Raw genomic sequence first — 14735 nt, forward strand, 5'->3', positions numbered from 1 at the left:
CCTGTCGGTCAAGCCGACGCTCGAACTTCCACCAACTGCCCCAACCGACTGCGAGTACGCGCCAGGTCAATGGCATCGCCCTCAAGGCTTTCACGCAAAGAGTGCTGCCCCAATAAAACAAGGTGTTTGTCCTGATCGTACAAAACGTCGATCAGGTTGATAAACCGCTGCTGCGCCGCGATCGAACAATCGCTCAGGCTGGGCAGTTCATCGATGATCCAGTGATCGAAACGCCTGCACAGTTCCAGGTAATCCATCACTGCGGTGGGTTGGTCGCACAGGTCGCTGAAGGTAAAAAAGACCGTTCGGCCTTCGTAGTAGCGGGCAGGCAGATGTCGCGTCCCGACCGGCAGCGCGAGGGCGGCGGTGCTTTCTGGCAGGTTCAGCGCCTGTCGCTGAGAGGGTGTCGCCGGCCAGACATATCGGCCCTCGGTGAATACCTGATGAGCGTGGGGTCTCGCCTGGCTTCTGTAGTCATGCGGACCGCCGACCTCCATGACCTGCATGCGTGTGTTGATCAGGTCGATCACCGGTTTGAAACGCGCATGGTAGAGCGGGTTGGGCAGCAAACCCTCCGGTGGGTAATTGGAGGTGACCAACAGCAGGATGCTCCGGCGAAACAACGCCTTGAACAGTCGGGCGATGAGCATCGCATCGCCGATGTCGTGGACGTGAAACTCGTCGAAACACAACACCCGGCAATCCTGCAATAGCTCGTCCAGGGTGGTCGCCAATGCGTCGGGTTGTTCGCGATGGCTGAACATGCCCTGATGCAATTGGGCGAAAAACTCGTGAAAGTGCAGGCGCTGCTTTTGGGCAATGGGGATGGCCTGGAAAAACCCGTCCAGCAACCAGCTCTTGCCGCGTCCAACAGCGCCATACAGGTATAGGCCCGGCAGGGTTTTCGCCGATGTCCCCAGCAGCGTTGTCGCCTGCTGGGCCATGCAGTCGATCACCCGTCGCTGGCTGTGACTGAGGGTATAGCCCTGCGTGAGCGCCTTGTGGTGAAAGTACTCGTGGATAACCCGGTGGCTGCCACTGCCGCTGACAGGCGGGACAACCGCCTTGCCAAGCAAACGGCGCAGTGCGGGCCAGCGCGGTGTGAGTCGTGAACGGATAGGCGGTCGAACGGCCACGATAATGTCCCCCGGGTTCTTCAAGCCGGCCCATCGAGCTGCGGCGGCGTAGTTTAACCATTTGGTGAATCGCCCTACCACCCGTGCAGATATTCACAGGATGCAGTGAGACAAAATTCTGCGGTGTGTACAGCTTATTTCCCTTGTGTGTTTCGGTGTTTTTCCAACAAATCGATACAAAATCCCTCCACTTTGCGCCGGCGCACGGGGGCGGATAACTGGCGAATTCCCGTTGCGTTGCTAACCTGATTTTCAGGAGTGACCCCTCGCAAGGAATGAGGCCGTGAAAGGACTTTGGTTTTTGGCAATCCTGGGCATGATGCCCGGCACACAGGCAGTGGCCGCAGAGTTGCAGGTGCAAGTGCGCGTGGACGTGCAGCGTGGCTGTCAGTTGGTCGCGCAACCGCGCAGCGCAGGCGTCGAGCAACTGGGCCTGCTGGATTTCGGCAGCACGGCGCGGCTGGATGACCCGGCCGGCCCCTTGAGCGCGGCGCTGATGAGCGAGCGCCTGCCGCGTCTGGAATGCAACCCCGACACCCCTTATCAATTACGCGTCGATGGCGGCCAGCACGGTGGCGTCGGCGATGTGCGCTACATGGCGGGTTCCGCCGAACACAGCAAACCCATTCCTTATCGGCTTTATCAGGACCCCGCGCGGCTGATCCCGCTGGCGGTAAATGTCCCGATGAGCGGCCGTGTGCCGGACTCCGGCTCCGTGGATTTACCTTTGTATGCCCGTATCGAGCGACTGGCGGAGATTCCCCGTGTCAGTCGTTATTCAGACCTGGTGAAGGTCACTGTCACCTGGTAGCAGCAACCGTACAACTTGCCCCCGACGGAATCGGGTGGCGCAGGGAAGGGGACGTTCCTCGTTGAGCGTCCGGGTTTTGATGTCCTGAGGGAATTGGGATTGGCACGATGACAAGCAAGCACTGGATGGTTATCGCCGTGGGCGTACTGTTGTTGCTCGCCGAGGACGCCTACGCGGCAGTCAGCGGGCAGATCCACGCGCGCCTGACCATCATCGCCGGGTGTGAAGTGACCAATGGCGCCAGCCCCGGCAGCCCCGGCAGCCCGGTCAGTGACTTCGGCAATCTGGATTTCGGCCAGCAAGGCCCGACCTGGACCAATCCGATCAAGGCCAGCCTCAGTGACAACGCCAGCGGCAAGTTGAATGTCGCCTGCAACCCTTCGGTCACCGGGTTCACCGTCACCATCGACGGCGGCGCCCATGGCGACGGCACCACGCGGCGCCTGAGCAACGGTAGCCAGACCCTCCCTTATCATTTGTTCCTCGATGCCTCGGGCAGTCAGAGCTACAGCATCGGCCAACAACACAATTTCGCTGTCACCAGCGCGGCCCAGGTACCGATCCCGGTATTTGGCTCGGTGGTGGCGAATACCCGCGCGGTACCGGCCGGGGTCTATACCGACACCCTCACGGTGACGCTCGATTGGTAAACCCGTAGAGGACGGACACCATGCATACGCTTGTATCAAGGATCGGTTTGTCATTGCTCGGCCTGACGCTGGCGTCCAGCGCCGGGGCGGCCACCACGGTCACCGGCCAGATCACCTCCAGCCTGATCCTGATCAGCAGTTGTCAGGTGAACGGCGCCGGGGGTTCCAGCGGCTTGAACTTCGGTGCGTTGAACTTCGGCACCGCCAACAGCCTGTTCACCACCGCTGATGCCCAGGTGCTCGGCGGCGGTGGCGGGGCGCTGTCGATTCTGTGCTCCAGCGGCACTTCACCGACGGTGAAAGTCCGGGCGGGCAGCCATGACGGGCAATCCACGGGGGGCACTCGGGCGTTGGCCGATGGCTCGGGCAACTTCGTGCCCTACGACTTTTACACCGACTCCGGTCACTCGCAGATCCTGGCCATCGACGGGGTGATCAACCTCGCGGCCAGCACCGGGGTGGCGCAGACCGTGAACATCTACGGCAGGGCCGTGGGCAAGGCCGGGTTGCCGGCCGGGACCTACTCCGACACCGTCGCCGTCGAACTGACGTTCTAGTGCGATGGCCCGCCATGGATGTGCGGCGCTGGCCCTGCTGTGTGCGAGCAGTCTGCCCTTGCCGCTGGCGGCGGTGACCAGCCAGAGCTTCCAGGTCAGCGCGACGATCACGGCCGGTTGCCTGGTGGTGGGAGGCGTGTCGAATTACGGCAGCCTCAACTTTGGCAGCCTCTCGGCCCTGGCCACCAACACCGTGCAAGTGTCGTTGAGCGGCGGTGTGCAGTTGCAATGCACGCCGGGGGTGACGCTGAACATGAGCGTCGATGGCGGCCAGTACAACAGCAGCGGGCGGCACATGCAGCTCACCACCGGCAGCAATCGCGTGGCGTATTCGCTGTTTCGCGATGCCGCGTTCAGCCAGAGCCTGGGCATCGGTCAGAGCGTGGCGGTGGCTTACACCGATGCGAACAACATCAGCCTGCCGATTTACGGGCAGGTGCAATTACCGGGCAATCAGCCTGGGGGGACGTACAGCGATGTGCTGCAGGTGCAGTTGTCGTGGTGATGGGGCGTTTGAAAAAGGAGCGGCAAAATGGGGTCACAGGTCTTGCGCTATACAGCGCTGGCGATGGTGTTACTGGGGGCTGCGAATGCGCAGGCCGCCAGCTCGGTGCTGATTTGGCCGATCGACCCGGTGCTGGAGGCCGATCAACAGGCCAGTGCCTTGTGGCTGGAAAACCGTGGCAGCGAGACCGCCAACCTGCAGATCCGCGTTTTCGCCTGGAGCCAGAGCGGTTTCAACGACCAGTACCAGAACCAGCGCGACGTGATCGGCAGCCCGCCGGTGGCCAAGATCGAACCGGGCCAGAAGCAGTTGGTACGGCTGACCCGCACCCGGGAAATTCCACCGGGCCAGGAACTGGCTTACCGCATCATCATCGACGAAATCCCCTCGGCCAGACCGCCCGCCGCCGAAGACGGCAAGACTGCGGCGGCGATCCGTTTCCAGATGCGTTATTCGGTGCCGCTGTTTGCCTACGGCGCCGGGCTGTGGAGCAAGGAAGACACCACCCGCCCGCGTGATCCCAAGGGCATCGGCCTGCCGGACCTGAGCTGGCGCACGGTGGCGGTGGACGGTCATGCCTATGTGGAGGTCCGCAACCAGGGCGCGGTGCATGCACGGCTGACTGATGTCGCGCTCAAGCAGGGCGGCCAGACCCAACCACTGGTGGAAGGCTTGCTCGGCTACGTATTGCCCGGCGCCATCATGCGCTGGCCCGCGCCAGGGCCGATGGCCGGGGAGCCAGCGTTGCAGGTGCGGGTGAATGGGGCGAGTCAGGTGCAAAGCATTGCGCCCGCGCGGTGACCACTTGTAGGAGCACGGCTTGCCGGCGATGGCGTCCTTGAAACCGTCATCGCGAGCAAGCTTCGCTCCTACAAAAAAGGATGTGGAGGGACCTGTCCATTGACGGACATAAAGCGCGAATGAGCCAGGGTTGGGCTCGCAGTTTCCAGTGTCCGTTGTGGGCGGCGACTTGCGCGTGTTGGCTGGTGATCGTCCCTCGTACCGAGGCCGGCGATCTGCCGCCACCGCCCAGCGGCATGGAGGCTGTGGCCGATGCACAGTTGTTTCTGGAGTTGGTGGTCAATCAGATGAATACCGGACGAGTCGTCGCGGTGGATCAACGGGGCGGGCGATTCTTTCTGCCCGCCACCGCTCTGCGCGACAGCGGCATGAAACTACCGGAAAACATTGGTGCCGAAGTCGACCTCGACAGCCTGCCCGGCCTGCACAGCGAGTACGACAGCGCCGGTCAACGCTTGCTGCTCAATGTGCCGCCGGACTGGCTGCCGGAGCAGTTCATCGGCAATCGCCAAGCTTATCCGCGCACCCCGGCGCTCAGCAGTTTCGGGGCTTTGCTCAACTACGACCTGTACCTCAACGACGCCGATGACGCCGGCACCTACCTCGCGGCGTGGAACGAAGTACGGCTGTTCGACGGTTGGGGCACGCTGTCCAACACCGGGCAGTACCGTCGCACCTTGTCGGGTGATGCGGTCGGCACCTTGAACAACGGCTACTTGCGCTACGACACCACATGGCGCTATTCCGATGACGAGCGTCTGCTGACCTATGAGGCCGGCGATCTGGTCAGCGGCGCCTTGCCCTGGAGCAGCTCGGTGCGACTCGGTGGGGTCCAGCTCTCGAGGGACTTCGGTGTCCGCCCGGACCTGGTGACCTACCCGTTGCCGCAGTTTGCCGGTGAGGCGGCGGTGCCGTCCTCGGTGGATTTGTTCATCAACGGCTACAAATCCAGCAGCGCCGACCTGCAACCGGGGCCGTACACCCTGACCAATATTCCGTTTATCAACGGGGCGGGCGAAGCGGTGGTCGTCACCACGGATGCGTTGGGACGGCAGGTCTCCACTACCGTGCCGTTCTACGTCACCAGCAGTTTGCTGCAAAAGGGCTTGAGCGATTTTTCCGTGGCGGCCGGTACGTTGCGTCGAAACTACGGCCTCAAGGATTTTGGCTACGGCCCTGGCGTCACCTCCGGCAGTTTGCGTTATGGCGTGAGCGACAACTTCACCCTGGAAAGTCACGCCGAAGCCTCGGACGCCCTGACCCTCGGCGGTTTGGGCGGCAACCTGCGCCTGGGCAATTTCGGCGTACTCAACACGGCGCTTAGCCAAAGCCAGTTCGATGGCGAAAACGGTCAGCAGTTGAGCCTCGGCTATCAGTACAGCAGCCAGCGTTACAGCTTCTCTTATCAGCGCTTGCAACGGCGTGACCAGTACGCCGACCTGACAGTGATCGACAGCCCTTACACAACCCTGAGCAAACGCAGCGAACAGGCGACCCTGAGCTTGAACCTCGACACCTGGGGCAGCCTCGGCGTCGGCTATTTCGACGTGCGCGCGGCGGACGATTCGCGCACCCGATTGCTCAACCTGACCTGGAGCAAACCGCTGTGGCGCAACACCAGTTTCTACCTGTCGGGCAACCGCGAGATCGGTGACAGCAACTGGGCGGTGCAGGCACAACTGGTGATTCCATTCGACCTGCGGGGCAGTCTGGCCATCAGCAGCGAGCGCAGCAAAACCGGGCAGAGTCAGCAGCGGGTCAACTACAGCCGTGCGGTGCCGAGCGAAGGCGGGGTCGGTTTTAATCTCGGTTACGCCCAGGGCGATGGGCCGGCGTATCGTCAGGCCGACCTGACCTGGCGCCTGCAATCGGTGCAATTGCAGGCCGGGGTGTATGGCACCAACGAGGCCGAAACCCGCTGGGCCGATGCCAGTGGCTCACTGGTGTGGATGGACCGCCAGGTGTTCGCGGCCAACCGCATCGACGATGCTTTTGTAGTGGTCAGCACCGATGGTTACGCCGACATTCCGGTGCGCTACGAAAACCAGCAGGTCGGCCAGACCGACCGTAACGGCCATTTGCTGGTGCCGTGGAGCAGCGCCTATTACCGTGGCAAATACGAAATCGATCCGCTGAACCTGCCGGCCAACGTGCGCAGCCCCAACGTTGAACAACGCATCGCAGTGCGCCGTGGTAGCGGCTATCTGCTGGAGTTTCCATTAAGCCGGGTGATCGCCGCGAGCATCGTGCTGGTGGATGCCCGGCAGCAGGATTTGCCCCTGGGCAGTGGCGTCGTCCACGAACAGAGCGGCACGCAGACTGTGGTCGGTTGGGACGGGCTGGTGTACCTGGAAAACCTCCAGGCGCAAAACAGCTTGAGGGTGACCCTGGCCGACGGCAGTACGTGTCAGGTGCAGTTTGCCGTGGACGTGAAACAGGACCAGATCCCGTTGATCGGGCCGTTGGTGTGTAAATGAAGGGGTGGTTATTGCTGGCGCTGTGGCTGCCGGGTTCGGCGTGGGCCTTGTGCTCGGTGGTCAGCACCACGCCGGTGGCGTTCGGTTCGTTGAGCTCAATTGCACTGCGCACCACCTCGCAGTCCAGTTCAACCACCAATGCGGGATTGAGTTGTACCGGCTCGTTGCTGTCGTTGTTGACCACCAATGACCATTTCTACGCCACGGTCACTTCCACGCAAACCGGGCTGCTTGGCCCGACCGGCGACATCATTGGCTACACGCTGTACGCCAACAACTCCACCAGTTACCCGCTGACCCGTGGCGTGGCGTTCGACTTTGCGCGCAACGGCATCATCGATGCGCTGGGATTACTCGGCAGTGTGGTGCCCAAGACCGCGCCGATTTTTCTGGGAACCACCGTTGGCAGCAACGTCGCGGCGGGCATTTATACCGAGACCCTGAGCATCGCCTGGAGCTGGAATTATTGCTCGGGCATTGGCGCCGGCAGTCTTTGCCTGGGCCGCGACATCAACAGCGGCAACACGACCCTGACGGTCAACCTGACGGTGGCCAACGACTGCACCATCACCGCGCCGAACATCAGTTTCGGCAGCGCCCCGGTGATCAGCGCATTCACCGCCGTCACCGGCCAGACCATCAACCTTGCGTGCACCAAGGGCAGCGCCTACACCGTGGGCCTGAGCGATGGTCAGCAAGCTGTGAGTGTGGGTGGGCGGCGACGGATGATTTCCGGCAGCAATTACCTGGCTTACGACATCTTCAAAAGCGCCGGCACCACGCGCTGGGGCAGTGTCGGCAGCGCACGCCGGGCCAGCTCCGATGCGGAGGTCAACCCTGGCAACGGACTGGGGACGGGCAGTCAGGTGTTCAACTACAACGCGAAAATCTACACCGACCAGACCACCCCGCCGGCCGGGACTTACCTCGACAGCGTAGTGCTCGACGTAGGTTTCTAATCTTGCGCACCCCCCCGTAGGAGCTGCCGAAGGCTGCGATCTTTTGACTTTGACCTTCAAGATCAAGATCAAAAGATCGCAGCCTTCGGCAGCTCCTACGGGACCCGTGTCGCCGTTCTAGCGTTCGATACTGCGATTCCACCGCGCATTCCACGCCGGGCGCTGTTCATTGACCTGGTCCCAATCAATCGCAATCGCCGTTTCCAGGTATTGCTTCATCGCCTCGACCTGGCCACGGGTCTTGTCGGTGGTCGGGGTGTTGGGGTTGGACGGGATCTGGTCGCCATCTTCAAGCGCTGCCGCTTGCGCGTCCGGTGTCAGCAGGAACGCCGCGAGTTTTTGCGCCAGTTCCGGTTGGGTGTTGTTGGCGATCGCGCATTCGGCGACGTTGAGCACCACAGCGCCTTCCTTCGGTTGCGCATACTCGACCGGCATGCCTTTGAGTTTCAGCGCGGTGACCTGGGTCGGCGTCAGTGGGAACAGCGCCGCCTCATCGGTTTGCAGCATTTCGGAAATCTTCGCCGAGCTTGGGATGTACTCCAGCACATTGCGCCCCACGGTGTTCGGCCAGGCTTTGAAACCCGGCTCGACGTCGGTTTCGCTGCCGCCCTGAATCCGGTTGAACATCAGGAAACCGTGCAGGCCGAAGGTCGAAGAGGCCATCGACTGGAACACCACTTTGTCCTTGAAGCGCGGGTCGGCCATGTCCATCCACGAGGTCGGCGCGGCCCAGCCTTTTTCCTTGAACAGCCGCGTGTTGTACGCCAATCCGGTGACCCCGAGGCTGACCGCCACGGCCTCATCCTTGATGCGTCCCTTGGCCGGAATCTGTGCCAGGGTCGGGCTGTCCTGGAGTTTGTCGCACAGGCCCATGGAGATCGCGCGGTACATGATGCCGTCGTCGAGGAACATCACGTGCAACTGCGGGTTGCCCTTGCTGGCCTGGACCTTGGCCAGGATGTCGGCGGAGGTGCCCGGCACGATCACCACTTTGACGTTGTTGGCTTTCTCGAACACCGGCAGCACCTTGTCGGCGTAGAGCCGCTCCATGGTCCCGCCGTTCATGCCCAGGTAAAGCGTCGGTTCGGCCTGGGCCTGAGTGACCGTGAGCAGGGCGCTCAGGCAGGACAATCCGAGCAGTGCAGTGCGTTTGACGTTATTCATTGGCGCGACCTTCCTCTATCAAGCTACGGAGATGGAGTGAAACCGGGTGATGGAAAACGCATCCAGCGACGTTGTTGACGCGCCGCTGCAGATGATCTCGGTGAGCGCCTGGCCCACCGCCGGGCCGATCTGGAAACCGGCGCCGGCAAAGCCAAACCCGTGCAACAGACCAGGTTGGGTGCCGCTGTGTCCGATCACCGGTTGGCGATCAGGCAAGTAACCTTCGGTGCCGCTCCAGGTGCGAATCGCCTGGGCGCCTTCAAGAAACGGGTAGAGCTCGACGGCTTGGCGGAGGATCTCCAGCACCGCGTGCTGGCCGGGGCGGGCGCGGGCATCGTCGAGGGCAAACCCCTGGCCGCCGCCCAGCACGCAATTGCCGCGCGTGACTTGGCGCGCGTAAATCCCACCGCCCTCGACGCCAGTGCTGGCGTTCATCACCAGGGGCAACGGCTCGGTGACCAGCATGGCCGGGTGTCCGGCGTGCATTGGCACCGCTTCGCCAAACTGTTCGGCCAATTTGCCGGCCCAGGCCCCGGCGCAATTCAGCAGCCACGGTGCGCGAAGCTCGAGGCCGTTCGCGGTGTTGACGCGGAAGCGCTGGCCGTCGTGTTCAACGGCGGTGACCGCGCATTGCTCATGAACCTGGGCGCCGTGACGCCGCGCCGTTTGGGCAAACGCCGGGGACACCAGTCGCGGGTTGGCGTGGCCGTCGTCGGGGCAGAAAGAAGCACCGACCGCCACATCACCGACCCACGGGAAACGTGCACGCAGTTCATTGCGGTCGAGAAGCTGCAAGTCGAGGCCAAAGCCCTGGCTGCTGGCGGCATAGTCCTGCAAGGCGCGCAGGTCGTTAATGCTGCGGGCCAGTTTCAAGTGACCGCTGCGCTGGTATTCGCCGTCGATGCCGAGCAACTGCGGCAGTTGCGCCCAGATCTCGTGAGCCTGTTGCGACAGTGGCAGTTGCGACAATGGTCGACCCTGACGCCGCACGCCGCCGTAGTTCACGCCGCTGGAGTGCGAGCCGCAAAAGTCCCGTTCCAGCAGCGCCACGCGACGGCCGGCCTTGCTCAGAAACAGGGCGGCCGAGGCGCCGACAATGCCGCCGCCAATGATGATGGCATCGACTTCGATCATGGCTCGACCTCCAGGCCAAACGGCAGCGGTTTGATCGGCGACTGAGCGCGCAAGCGACCGATGTCCGGCACGCCACGCTGGCTTTCGCAGGCGATGATTTCTGCGGCCGCGGCGCCGCACATCCGGCCCTGGCAGCGGCCCATGCCGACCCGGCAATGGGCCTTGACCCGGTTGATTTCCCAGTGGCCTTCACGCACCACCTGGCGGATCTCGCCGGCGCGTACTTCTTCGCAGCGGCAGATGATCAGGTTGTCGGCGGCGTTGGCGGCCCAGTCCTCGGGGAAGGCGAAGGCTTGTTCCAGTCCTTTGCGGAATGAGCCGATGCGGTTAAGGGCGTGTTCCAATTGATTGCCGCGTTGCGGTGGGATGAGGTAGCCGCTGTCTTCGAGCACTGCCAACGCGGCGCGCTCGCCGGCCATTTCGGCGGCGTCGGCACCCATGATCCCGGCACCGTCACCGGCCAGGTAGACCTCGGGGATACTGCTGCGCCCGGCGCTGTCTCGTTGCGGTAGCCAGGCGCGGTTGAGCGGGTTCCAGGCGAACTCGCAACCGAGCAAATCGGCGAGTTGGGTTTCGCTGCGCAGGCCATGGGCGAAGGCAACCGCGTCGCACTCGAGGTGCTGTGAGCCTTTGGCGTTGCGCCAGTTCAGCGATTGGACACGTTGTTCGCCGTTGACCTGAACCAGGCTGGCGCCCTGATGCACGGGAATGCCGTGGGCGGTCAGCCAACTGCGGTAATAAATGCCTTTGGCCAGGGTCGCTGGTTGCGACAGCAGGCCGGGCAGGGCGCGGGCCTGGGCGCTGAAGGGCGAGCTGTCGAGCACCGCCAATACGTTCGCTCCAGCCTTGGCGTATTGATAAGCGACCAGATACAGCAACGGACCGCTGCCGGCGAACACCACCCGCTCACCGATGGCGCAGCCCTGGAATTTCAGCGCAATCTGCGCCGCGCCGAGGCTGTAGACCCCCGGCAGCGTCCAGCCCGGCACCGGCAGAACCCGGTCGGTGGCGCCGGTGGCGACGATCACCCGGGAGAACTCCAGGCGCGTGGCGCGACCGTCGTGCAAGGTGTCGAGGGCAGCGGTTTCGGCGTTCCACACCAGGGTGTCCGGGCGGTAGTCGAGCTGCTCGCGCAGGTCGTCGATGGTTTGATGAATCGCACTAGCCTTGTGCGCTTCAAAGCCATACAGCTTGACCGCCGAACGCTTGAAGTTGGCCGGTTGCCGCCGATAAATCTGCCCGCCGCCGCGTGCAGCTTCATCCAGCAATATCGGCCGCACACCATGGGCCACCAGGGTTTGCGCGGCGCGAATTCCGGCGGGGCCGGCGCCAATGATAACCACCGGACTCATATCGACCTCTCGAATTTCAAGATCAAAAGATCGCAGGCTTCGCCAGCTCCTACAGGGGATCGCGTAAGGCTGCGATCTTTTGCGCGCACCGGATAAATGACGGTCATACGCGGCGCCCCGGTTCGCGGCTGATCTGTTGGCCAGGTTCGAGCAACGTTGCGCAGGCTCGCACCCGGCGGCCATCGCCCAGGCGCACCCAGCAATCCTGGCACGCGCCCATCAGGCAGAAACCGGCGCGGGGTTCGGCGCTGAAGTCGCTGCCGCGCAGGTGGTCGCTGCAGGTCAGCACGGCGGTCAGCACGGTGTCGCCGAGCAAACCGCTGGCAGGTTTGCCGTCGAGGGTAAAGTCCAGGGCCGGGCGGTCGCCTTCGGCCAATCGTTTCAGCAGAGCCATGGCGCCCTCATTGTTTACCCACCAGAACCCGATCCAGGCCATAGACCCGATCGAGCAGAATCATCGTCAATGCCGTCAGGCCAATCACCAGTGCCGACACCGCCGCCATCATCGGATCGATGGACTCGGTGGCGTACACGTACATCCGCACCGGCAACGTCTGCGTGGCCGGCGAGGTGACGAAAATCGACAACGTCACCTCATCGAAACTATTGATAAACGCCAGCAACCAACCCCCGGCCACACCGGGCAAAATCATCGGCAAGGTAATCTGCCGAAACAGCGTGAACCGCCCGGCCCCCAGGGATTGCGCGGCATGTTCGGCGCTGCGGTCGAGGCCAATCGCCGAGGCCAGCACCAGTCGCAGCACATACGGCGTAATCACCAGCACATGGGCGAAGATCAGCCAGCCGAAGCTGCCGTTCACACCCATCAGCGCAAACAGACGCAGCAGTGCCACGCCCAGCACCAAGTGCGGAATGATGATCGGCGACAGAAACAAGCCGTTGAAAAAGCCCCGTCCCGGAAACTCGAAACGGGTGATGGCCAGCGCCGCCGGCACCGCAATCAGCGTTGCCAGGGTGGCGGCGCAGAAGGCCAGGATCAGGCTGTTGTAGAACGCATCGACGAAATCGGCGCGCTCGAAAACCGCACGAAACCAACGCAGGGAAAAGTGCGTCGTCGGCAAGCTCAGGGTGTTTTCCGGGGTGAAAGCCACCAGGCACACCACCACCAGCGGCGCGAGCATGAACAGCACCACCAGGGTATGAAACAGCAGGGCGAAAGGACCGTTCTTGGACATGTCGAGTTATCCCAATGACTTCTTGTAGCGGCCTTCGATCATCCGGTTCCACGACAGCATGATCAGCAGGTTGAGCAGCAGCAGGGCCACGGCAATCGCCGCGCCCATCGGCCAGTTGAGCTCCGACAGGTATTGGTCGTAGATCAGCGTCGCGACCATTTTCAAGCGGCGCCCGCCGAGCAATCCGGGGATCGCAAACGAGCTGGCCGCGAGGCCGAACACAATCAACGTGCCGGACAACACGCCGGGCATGATTTGCGGCAGCACCACTTTGCGCATCACCGTGAGGTGGCTGGCACCCAGGGACAGCGCGGCTTGTTCGGCGGCCGGGTCGAGTTTCTGCAGCGAGGTCCAGACCGGAATGATCATGAACGGCAGCATCACGTGCACCAGCGCAATCACCACCGCGAACGGCGTGTAGAGCAGCTTCATCGGCGAGCCGCCGAGGGCTTGCAGGGTCTGGTTGACCAGGCCGTCGGCGCCGAGCAACAGGCTCCAGCCAAACGCGCGCACCACCACCGAAATCAGCAGCGGGGTGAGGATCAGAATCAGGAAAATCGAACGCCACGGCGTGCCCATGCGGCTGAGGATGTAGGCCTCGGGCACCCCGATCACCACACACAGCAGCGTGGTCAGGCCGCTGATCCAGAACGTGCGCAGGAAAATTTCGTAGAAGTACGGATCGCCCAGCAGGCTGCTGTAGTGGTCGAGGGTGTAGGCGTTGCTGTTGATCCCTGAGCTGTAGTCGAAGACGTTGAACGACAGCACCAGGGTCAGCAGCAAAGGAATAACCAGCAGGCACACATACAACGCCAGTGCCGGTGCCGACAGTAAATAACCCTGGCGTCCCTGACGGATCGAGGCGAACAGGCTCATGCCGACACCTCGTCCACACTCAGCACCCGCAGCAGCGCCGCGTCCCAGTCCAGGCCTACCGCCGTGCCTTCGGCCAGGGGTGCCGAACCGTCGTTGCGACGCACCACACTGAGTTCGCCCAGCGATGTCGAGACGCCGTACAACCATTGGCTGCCGAGGAAGAAGCGGCTGACGATGTTGCCTTGCAGACGGCCGAGTTCTTTATCCCGCAGATCAATTTTTTCCGGGCGCAGGCTCAGGGTCAGGTCGCCGCCGCTTTGCACTTGAACCACACCCGCCGCATCACGCGCGCCGGGCAACAGGTTGGCCTTGCCGACAAACCCGGAAATGAACTCGGTGCGCGGGTGTTCGTAGAGGGTGTAGGGCGCGTCGATCTGGGTGATACGCCCGGCCTGCATCACCACCACCCGGTCACTGATGGACAGCGCTTCGGACTGGTCGTGGGTGACCATCAACGTGGTGATCCCGACTTCACGCTGGATGCGGCGGATCTCGAACTGCATCTCTTCGCGCAGGTTGGCGTCGAGGTTGGACAGCGGCTCATCGAGCAGCAGCACCGGAGGCTCGATCACCAAGGCCCGGGCCAACGCGACACGCTGGCGCTGACCGCCGGACAACTCCCGTGGATAGCGTTCGGCGTGCTGGTCCAGGCGCACCAGTTTCAGCACCCGCGCCACCCGCTGCTGCAGTTCGGTGTTGGGCACTTTGCGCATCCGCAGGCCGAAGGCGACGTTGTCTTGCACGCTCATGTGCGGGAACAACGCGTAACTCTGGAACACCACGCCCAGGCCACGACTGGCGGGTTTGGCGTGGGTGATGTCGCGACCGTCCAACACAATGCGCCCGCTGCTGACGTCGACGAAGCCGGCGATCATTTGCAGGGTGGTGGTTTTACCGCAACCGGAAGGGCCGAGCAGGGAGACGAATTCGCCCTTTTCCACCGAGAGGTTGGTGGCGACGACCGCGTCGATTGCACCGTAACGTTTACCGAGGTTTTCAAGTTGCACAAAGGCCATAGCTGCGCTCCACCTGAGATTGTTATGCGCGGCCTGAAGGCGCGCTTTTTTGTATGGGCAGATACGAAAGGATGTTGCGGGGTGCGTTGGCGCTCGACTTG

The 14735-nt window shown here is 62.8% G+C and carries 15 protein-coding genes; 7 read left to right on the top strand and 8 right to left on the bottom strand.

The annotated features are described in order from the left end of the window. Positions 1-8: 8 nt before the first annotated feature. Positions 9-1136: a cell division protein ZapE gene (gene zapE, locus V5E99_RS10070; protein WP_499802327.1), complete on the bottom strand. Its 1128-nt coding sequence runs from the start codon at positions 1134-1136 to the stop codon at positions 9-11. A gap of 283 nt (positions 1137-1419) precedes the next feature. On the opposite strand from zapE, the gene V5E99_RS10075 reads away from it, so the two are divergent. The 7 genes from V5E99_RS10075 to V5E99_RS10105 all read left to right on the top strand — a co-directional run bounded on the left by V5E99_RS10075 (position 1420) and on the right by V5E99_RS10105 (position 7896). Then, positions 1420-1947, top strand: a complete 528-nt coding sequence (locus tag V5E99_RS10075; protein ID WP_499802328.1) for a Csu type fimbrial protein — start codon at positions 1420-1422, stop codon at positions 1945-1947. A gap of 107 nt (positions 1948-2054) precedes the next feature. Beyond that, on the top strand, positions 2055-2597 hold the full coding sequence (locus V5E99_RS10080) for a Csu type fimbrial protein (RefSeq protein ID WP_499802329.1): 543 nt from the start codon (positions 2055-2057) through the stop codon (positions 2595-2597). A 20-nt stretch (positions 2598-2617) separates the two neighbouring features. After that, positions 2618-3154, top strand: a complete 537-nt coding sequence (locus tag V5E99_RS10085; protein WP_499802330.1) for a Csu type fimbrial protein — start codon at positions 2618-2620, stop codon at positions 3152-3154. Positions 3155-3158: 4 nt separating this feature from the next. Then, positions 3159-3659: a Csu type fimbrial protein gene (locus V5E99_RS10090; protein ID WP_499802331.1), complete on the top strand. Its 501-nt coding sequence runs from the start codon at positions 3159-3161 to the stop codon at positions 3657-3659. 27 nt (positions 3660-3686) lie between these two features. Then, the gene (locus V5E99_RS10095; RefSeq protein ID WP_499802332.1) at positions 3687-4460 is read left to right on the top strand and encodes a fimbrial biogenesis chaperone; all 774 of its coding nucleotides are present in this window, start codon (positions 3687-3689) and stop codon (positions 4458-4460) included. 119 nt (positions 4461-4579) lie between these two features. After that, positions 4580-6937, top strand: a complete 2358-nt coding sequence (locus tag V5E99_RS10100; protein ID WP_499802333.1) for a fimbria/pilus outer membrane usher protein — start codon at positions 4580-4582, stop codon at positions 6935-6937. Next, entirely contained in the window at positions 6934-7896 is a 963-nt protein-coding gene (locus tag V5E99_RS10105; protein WP_499802334.1) for a Csu type fimbrial protein, read from the top strand. Before V5E99_RS10100 ends, V5E99_RS10105 begins: the two co-directional genes overlap by 4 nt. A gap of 117 nt (positions 7897-8013) precedes the next feature. Here V5E99_RS10105 and V5E99_RS10110 read toward each other — a convergent pair whose 3' ends face one another. The 7 genes from V5E99_RS10110 to V5E99_RS10140 all read right to left on the bottom strand — a co-directional run bounded on the left by V5E99_RS10110 (position 8014) and on the right by V5E99_RS10140 (position 14634). Further along, a complete protein-coding gene (locus tag V5E99_RS10110; protein ID WP_499802335.1) occupies positions 8014-9060 on the bottom strand; it encodes an ABC transporter substrate-binding protein in 1047 nt (348 codons plus the stop codon). An 18-nt stretch (positions 9061-9078) separates the two neighbouring features. Next, positions 9079-10194 carry an NAD(P)/FAD-dependent oxidoreductase gene (locus V5E99_RS10115; RefSeq protein ID WP_499802336.1) on the bottom strand — a complete coding sequence of 372 codons (1116 nt, stop codon included), beginning with the start codon at positions 10192-10194 and terminating at the stop codon, positions 9079-9081. Then, positions 10191-11546, bottom strand: a complete 1356-nt coding sequence (locus V5E99_RS10120) for an FAD/NAD(P)-dependent oxidoreductase (RefSeq protein WP_499802337.1) — start codon at positions 11544-11546, stop codon at positions 10191-10193. Before V5E99_RS10120 ends, V5E99_RS10115 begins: the two co-directional genes overlap by 4 nt. Before the next feature lie 103 nt (positions 11547-11649). Next, positions 11650-11940, bottom strand: coding sequence for a (2Fe-2S)-binding protein (locus V5E99_RS10125; protein ID WP_499802338.1), 291 nt, complete (start codon positions 11938-11940; stop codon positions 11650-11652). A gap of 7 nt (positions 11941-11947) precedes the next feature. Beyond that, positions 11948-12742: an ABC transporter permease gene (locus tag V5E99_RS10130; RefSeq protein WP_201197080.1), complete on the bottom strand. Its 795-nt coding sequence runs from the start codon at positions 12740-12742 to the stop codon at positions 11948-11950. Positions 12743-12748: 6 nt separating this feature from the next. Then, a complete protein-coding gene (locus V5E99_RS10135; protein ID WP_499802339.1) occupies positions 12749-13618 on the bottom strand; it encodes an ABC transporter permease in 870 nt (289 codons plus the stop codon). Further along, a complete protein-coding gene (locus V5E99_RS10140) occupies positions 13615-14634 on the bottom strand; it encodes an ABC transporter ATP-binding protein (protein ID WP_499802340.1) in 1020 nt (339 codons plus the stop codon). The genes V5E99_RS10135 and V5E99_RS10140 overlap by 4 nt, the downstream gene beginning before the upstream one ends. Positions 14635-14735 lie beyond the last annotated feature (101 nt).

Origin of the sequence: Janthinobacterium sp. LPB2021202312-11-4, from assembly GCF_037049705.1 — a bacterium.
Lineage (GTDB): Bacteria > Pseudomonadota > Gammaproteobacteria > Pseudomonadales > Pseudomonadaceae > Aquipseudomonas.

What these genes read in the sequence shown, in the direction of transcription:
- V5E99_RS10085 (WP_499802330.1), top strand. Translation starts at nt 2,618, where the DNA reads ATGCATACGCTTGTATCAAGGATCGGTTTGTCATTGCTCGGCCTGACG.
- V5E99_RS10115 (WP_499802336.1), bottom strand. Translation starts at nt 10,194, where the DNA reads ATGATCGAAGTCGATGCCATCATCATTGGCGGCGGCATTGTCGGCGCC.
- V5E99_RS10125 (WP_499802338.1), bottom strand. Translation starts at nt 11,940, where the DNA reads ATGGCTCTGCTGAAACGATTGGCCGAAGGCGACCGCCCGGCCCTGGAC.
- V5E99_RS10105 (WP_499802334.1), top strand. Translation starts at nt 6,934, where the DNA reads ATGAAGGGGTGGTTATTGCTGGCGCTGTGGCTGCCGGGTTCGGCGTGG.
- V5E99_RS10140 (WP_499802340.1), bottom strand. Translation starts at nt 14,634, where the DNA reads ATGGCCTTTGTGCAACTTGAAAACCTCGGTAAACGTTACGGTGCAATC.
- V5E99_RS10080 (WP_499802329.1), top strand. Translation starts at nt 2,055, where the DNA reads ATGACAAGCAAGCACTGGATGGTTATCGCCGTGGGCGTACTGTTGTTG.
- V5E99_RS10135 (WP_499802339.1), bottom strand. Translation starts at nt 13,618, where the DNA reads ATGAGCCTGTTCGCCTCGATCCGTCAGGGACGCCAGGGTTATTTACTG.
- V5E99_RS10120 (WP_499802337.1), bottom strand. Translation starts at nt 11,546, where the DNA reads ATGAGTCCGGTGGTTATCATTGGCGCCGGCCCCGCCGGAATTCGCGCC.
- V5E99_RS10110 (WP_499802335.1), bottom strand. Translation starts at nt 9,060, where the DNA reads ATGAATAACGTCAAACGCACTGCACTGCTCGGATTGTCCTGCCTGAGC.
- V5E99_RS10095 (WP_499802332.1), top strand. Translation starts at nt 3,687, where the DNA reads ATGGGGTCACAGGTCTTGCGCTATACAGCGCTGGCGATGGTGTTACTG.
- V5E99_RS10130 (WP_201197080.1), bottom strand. Translation starts at nt 12,742, where the DNA reads ATGTCCAAGAACGGTCCTTTCGCCCTGCTGTTTCATACCCTGGTGGTG.
- V5E99_RS10090 (WP_499802331.1), top strand. Translation starts at nt 3,159, where the DNA reads ATGGCCCGCCATGGATGTGCGGCGCTGGCCCTGCTGTGTGCGAGCAGT.
- V5E99_RS10100 (WP_499802333.1), top strand. Translation starts at nt 4,580, where the DNA reads ATGAGCCAGGGTTGGGCTCGCAGTTTCCAGTGTCCGTTGTGGGCGGCG.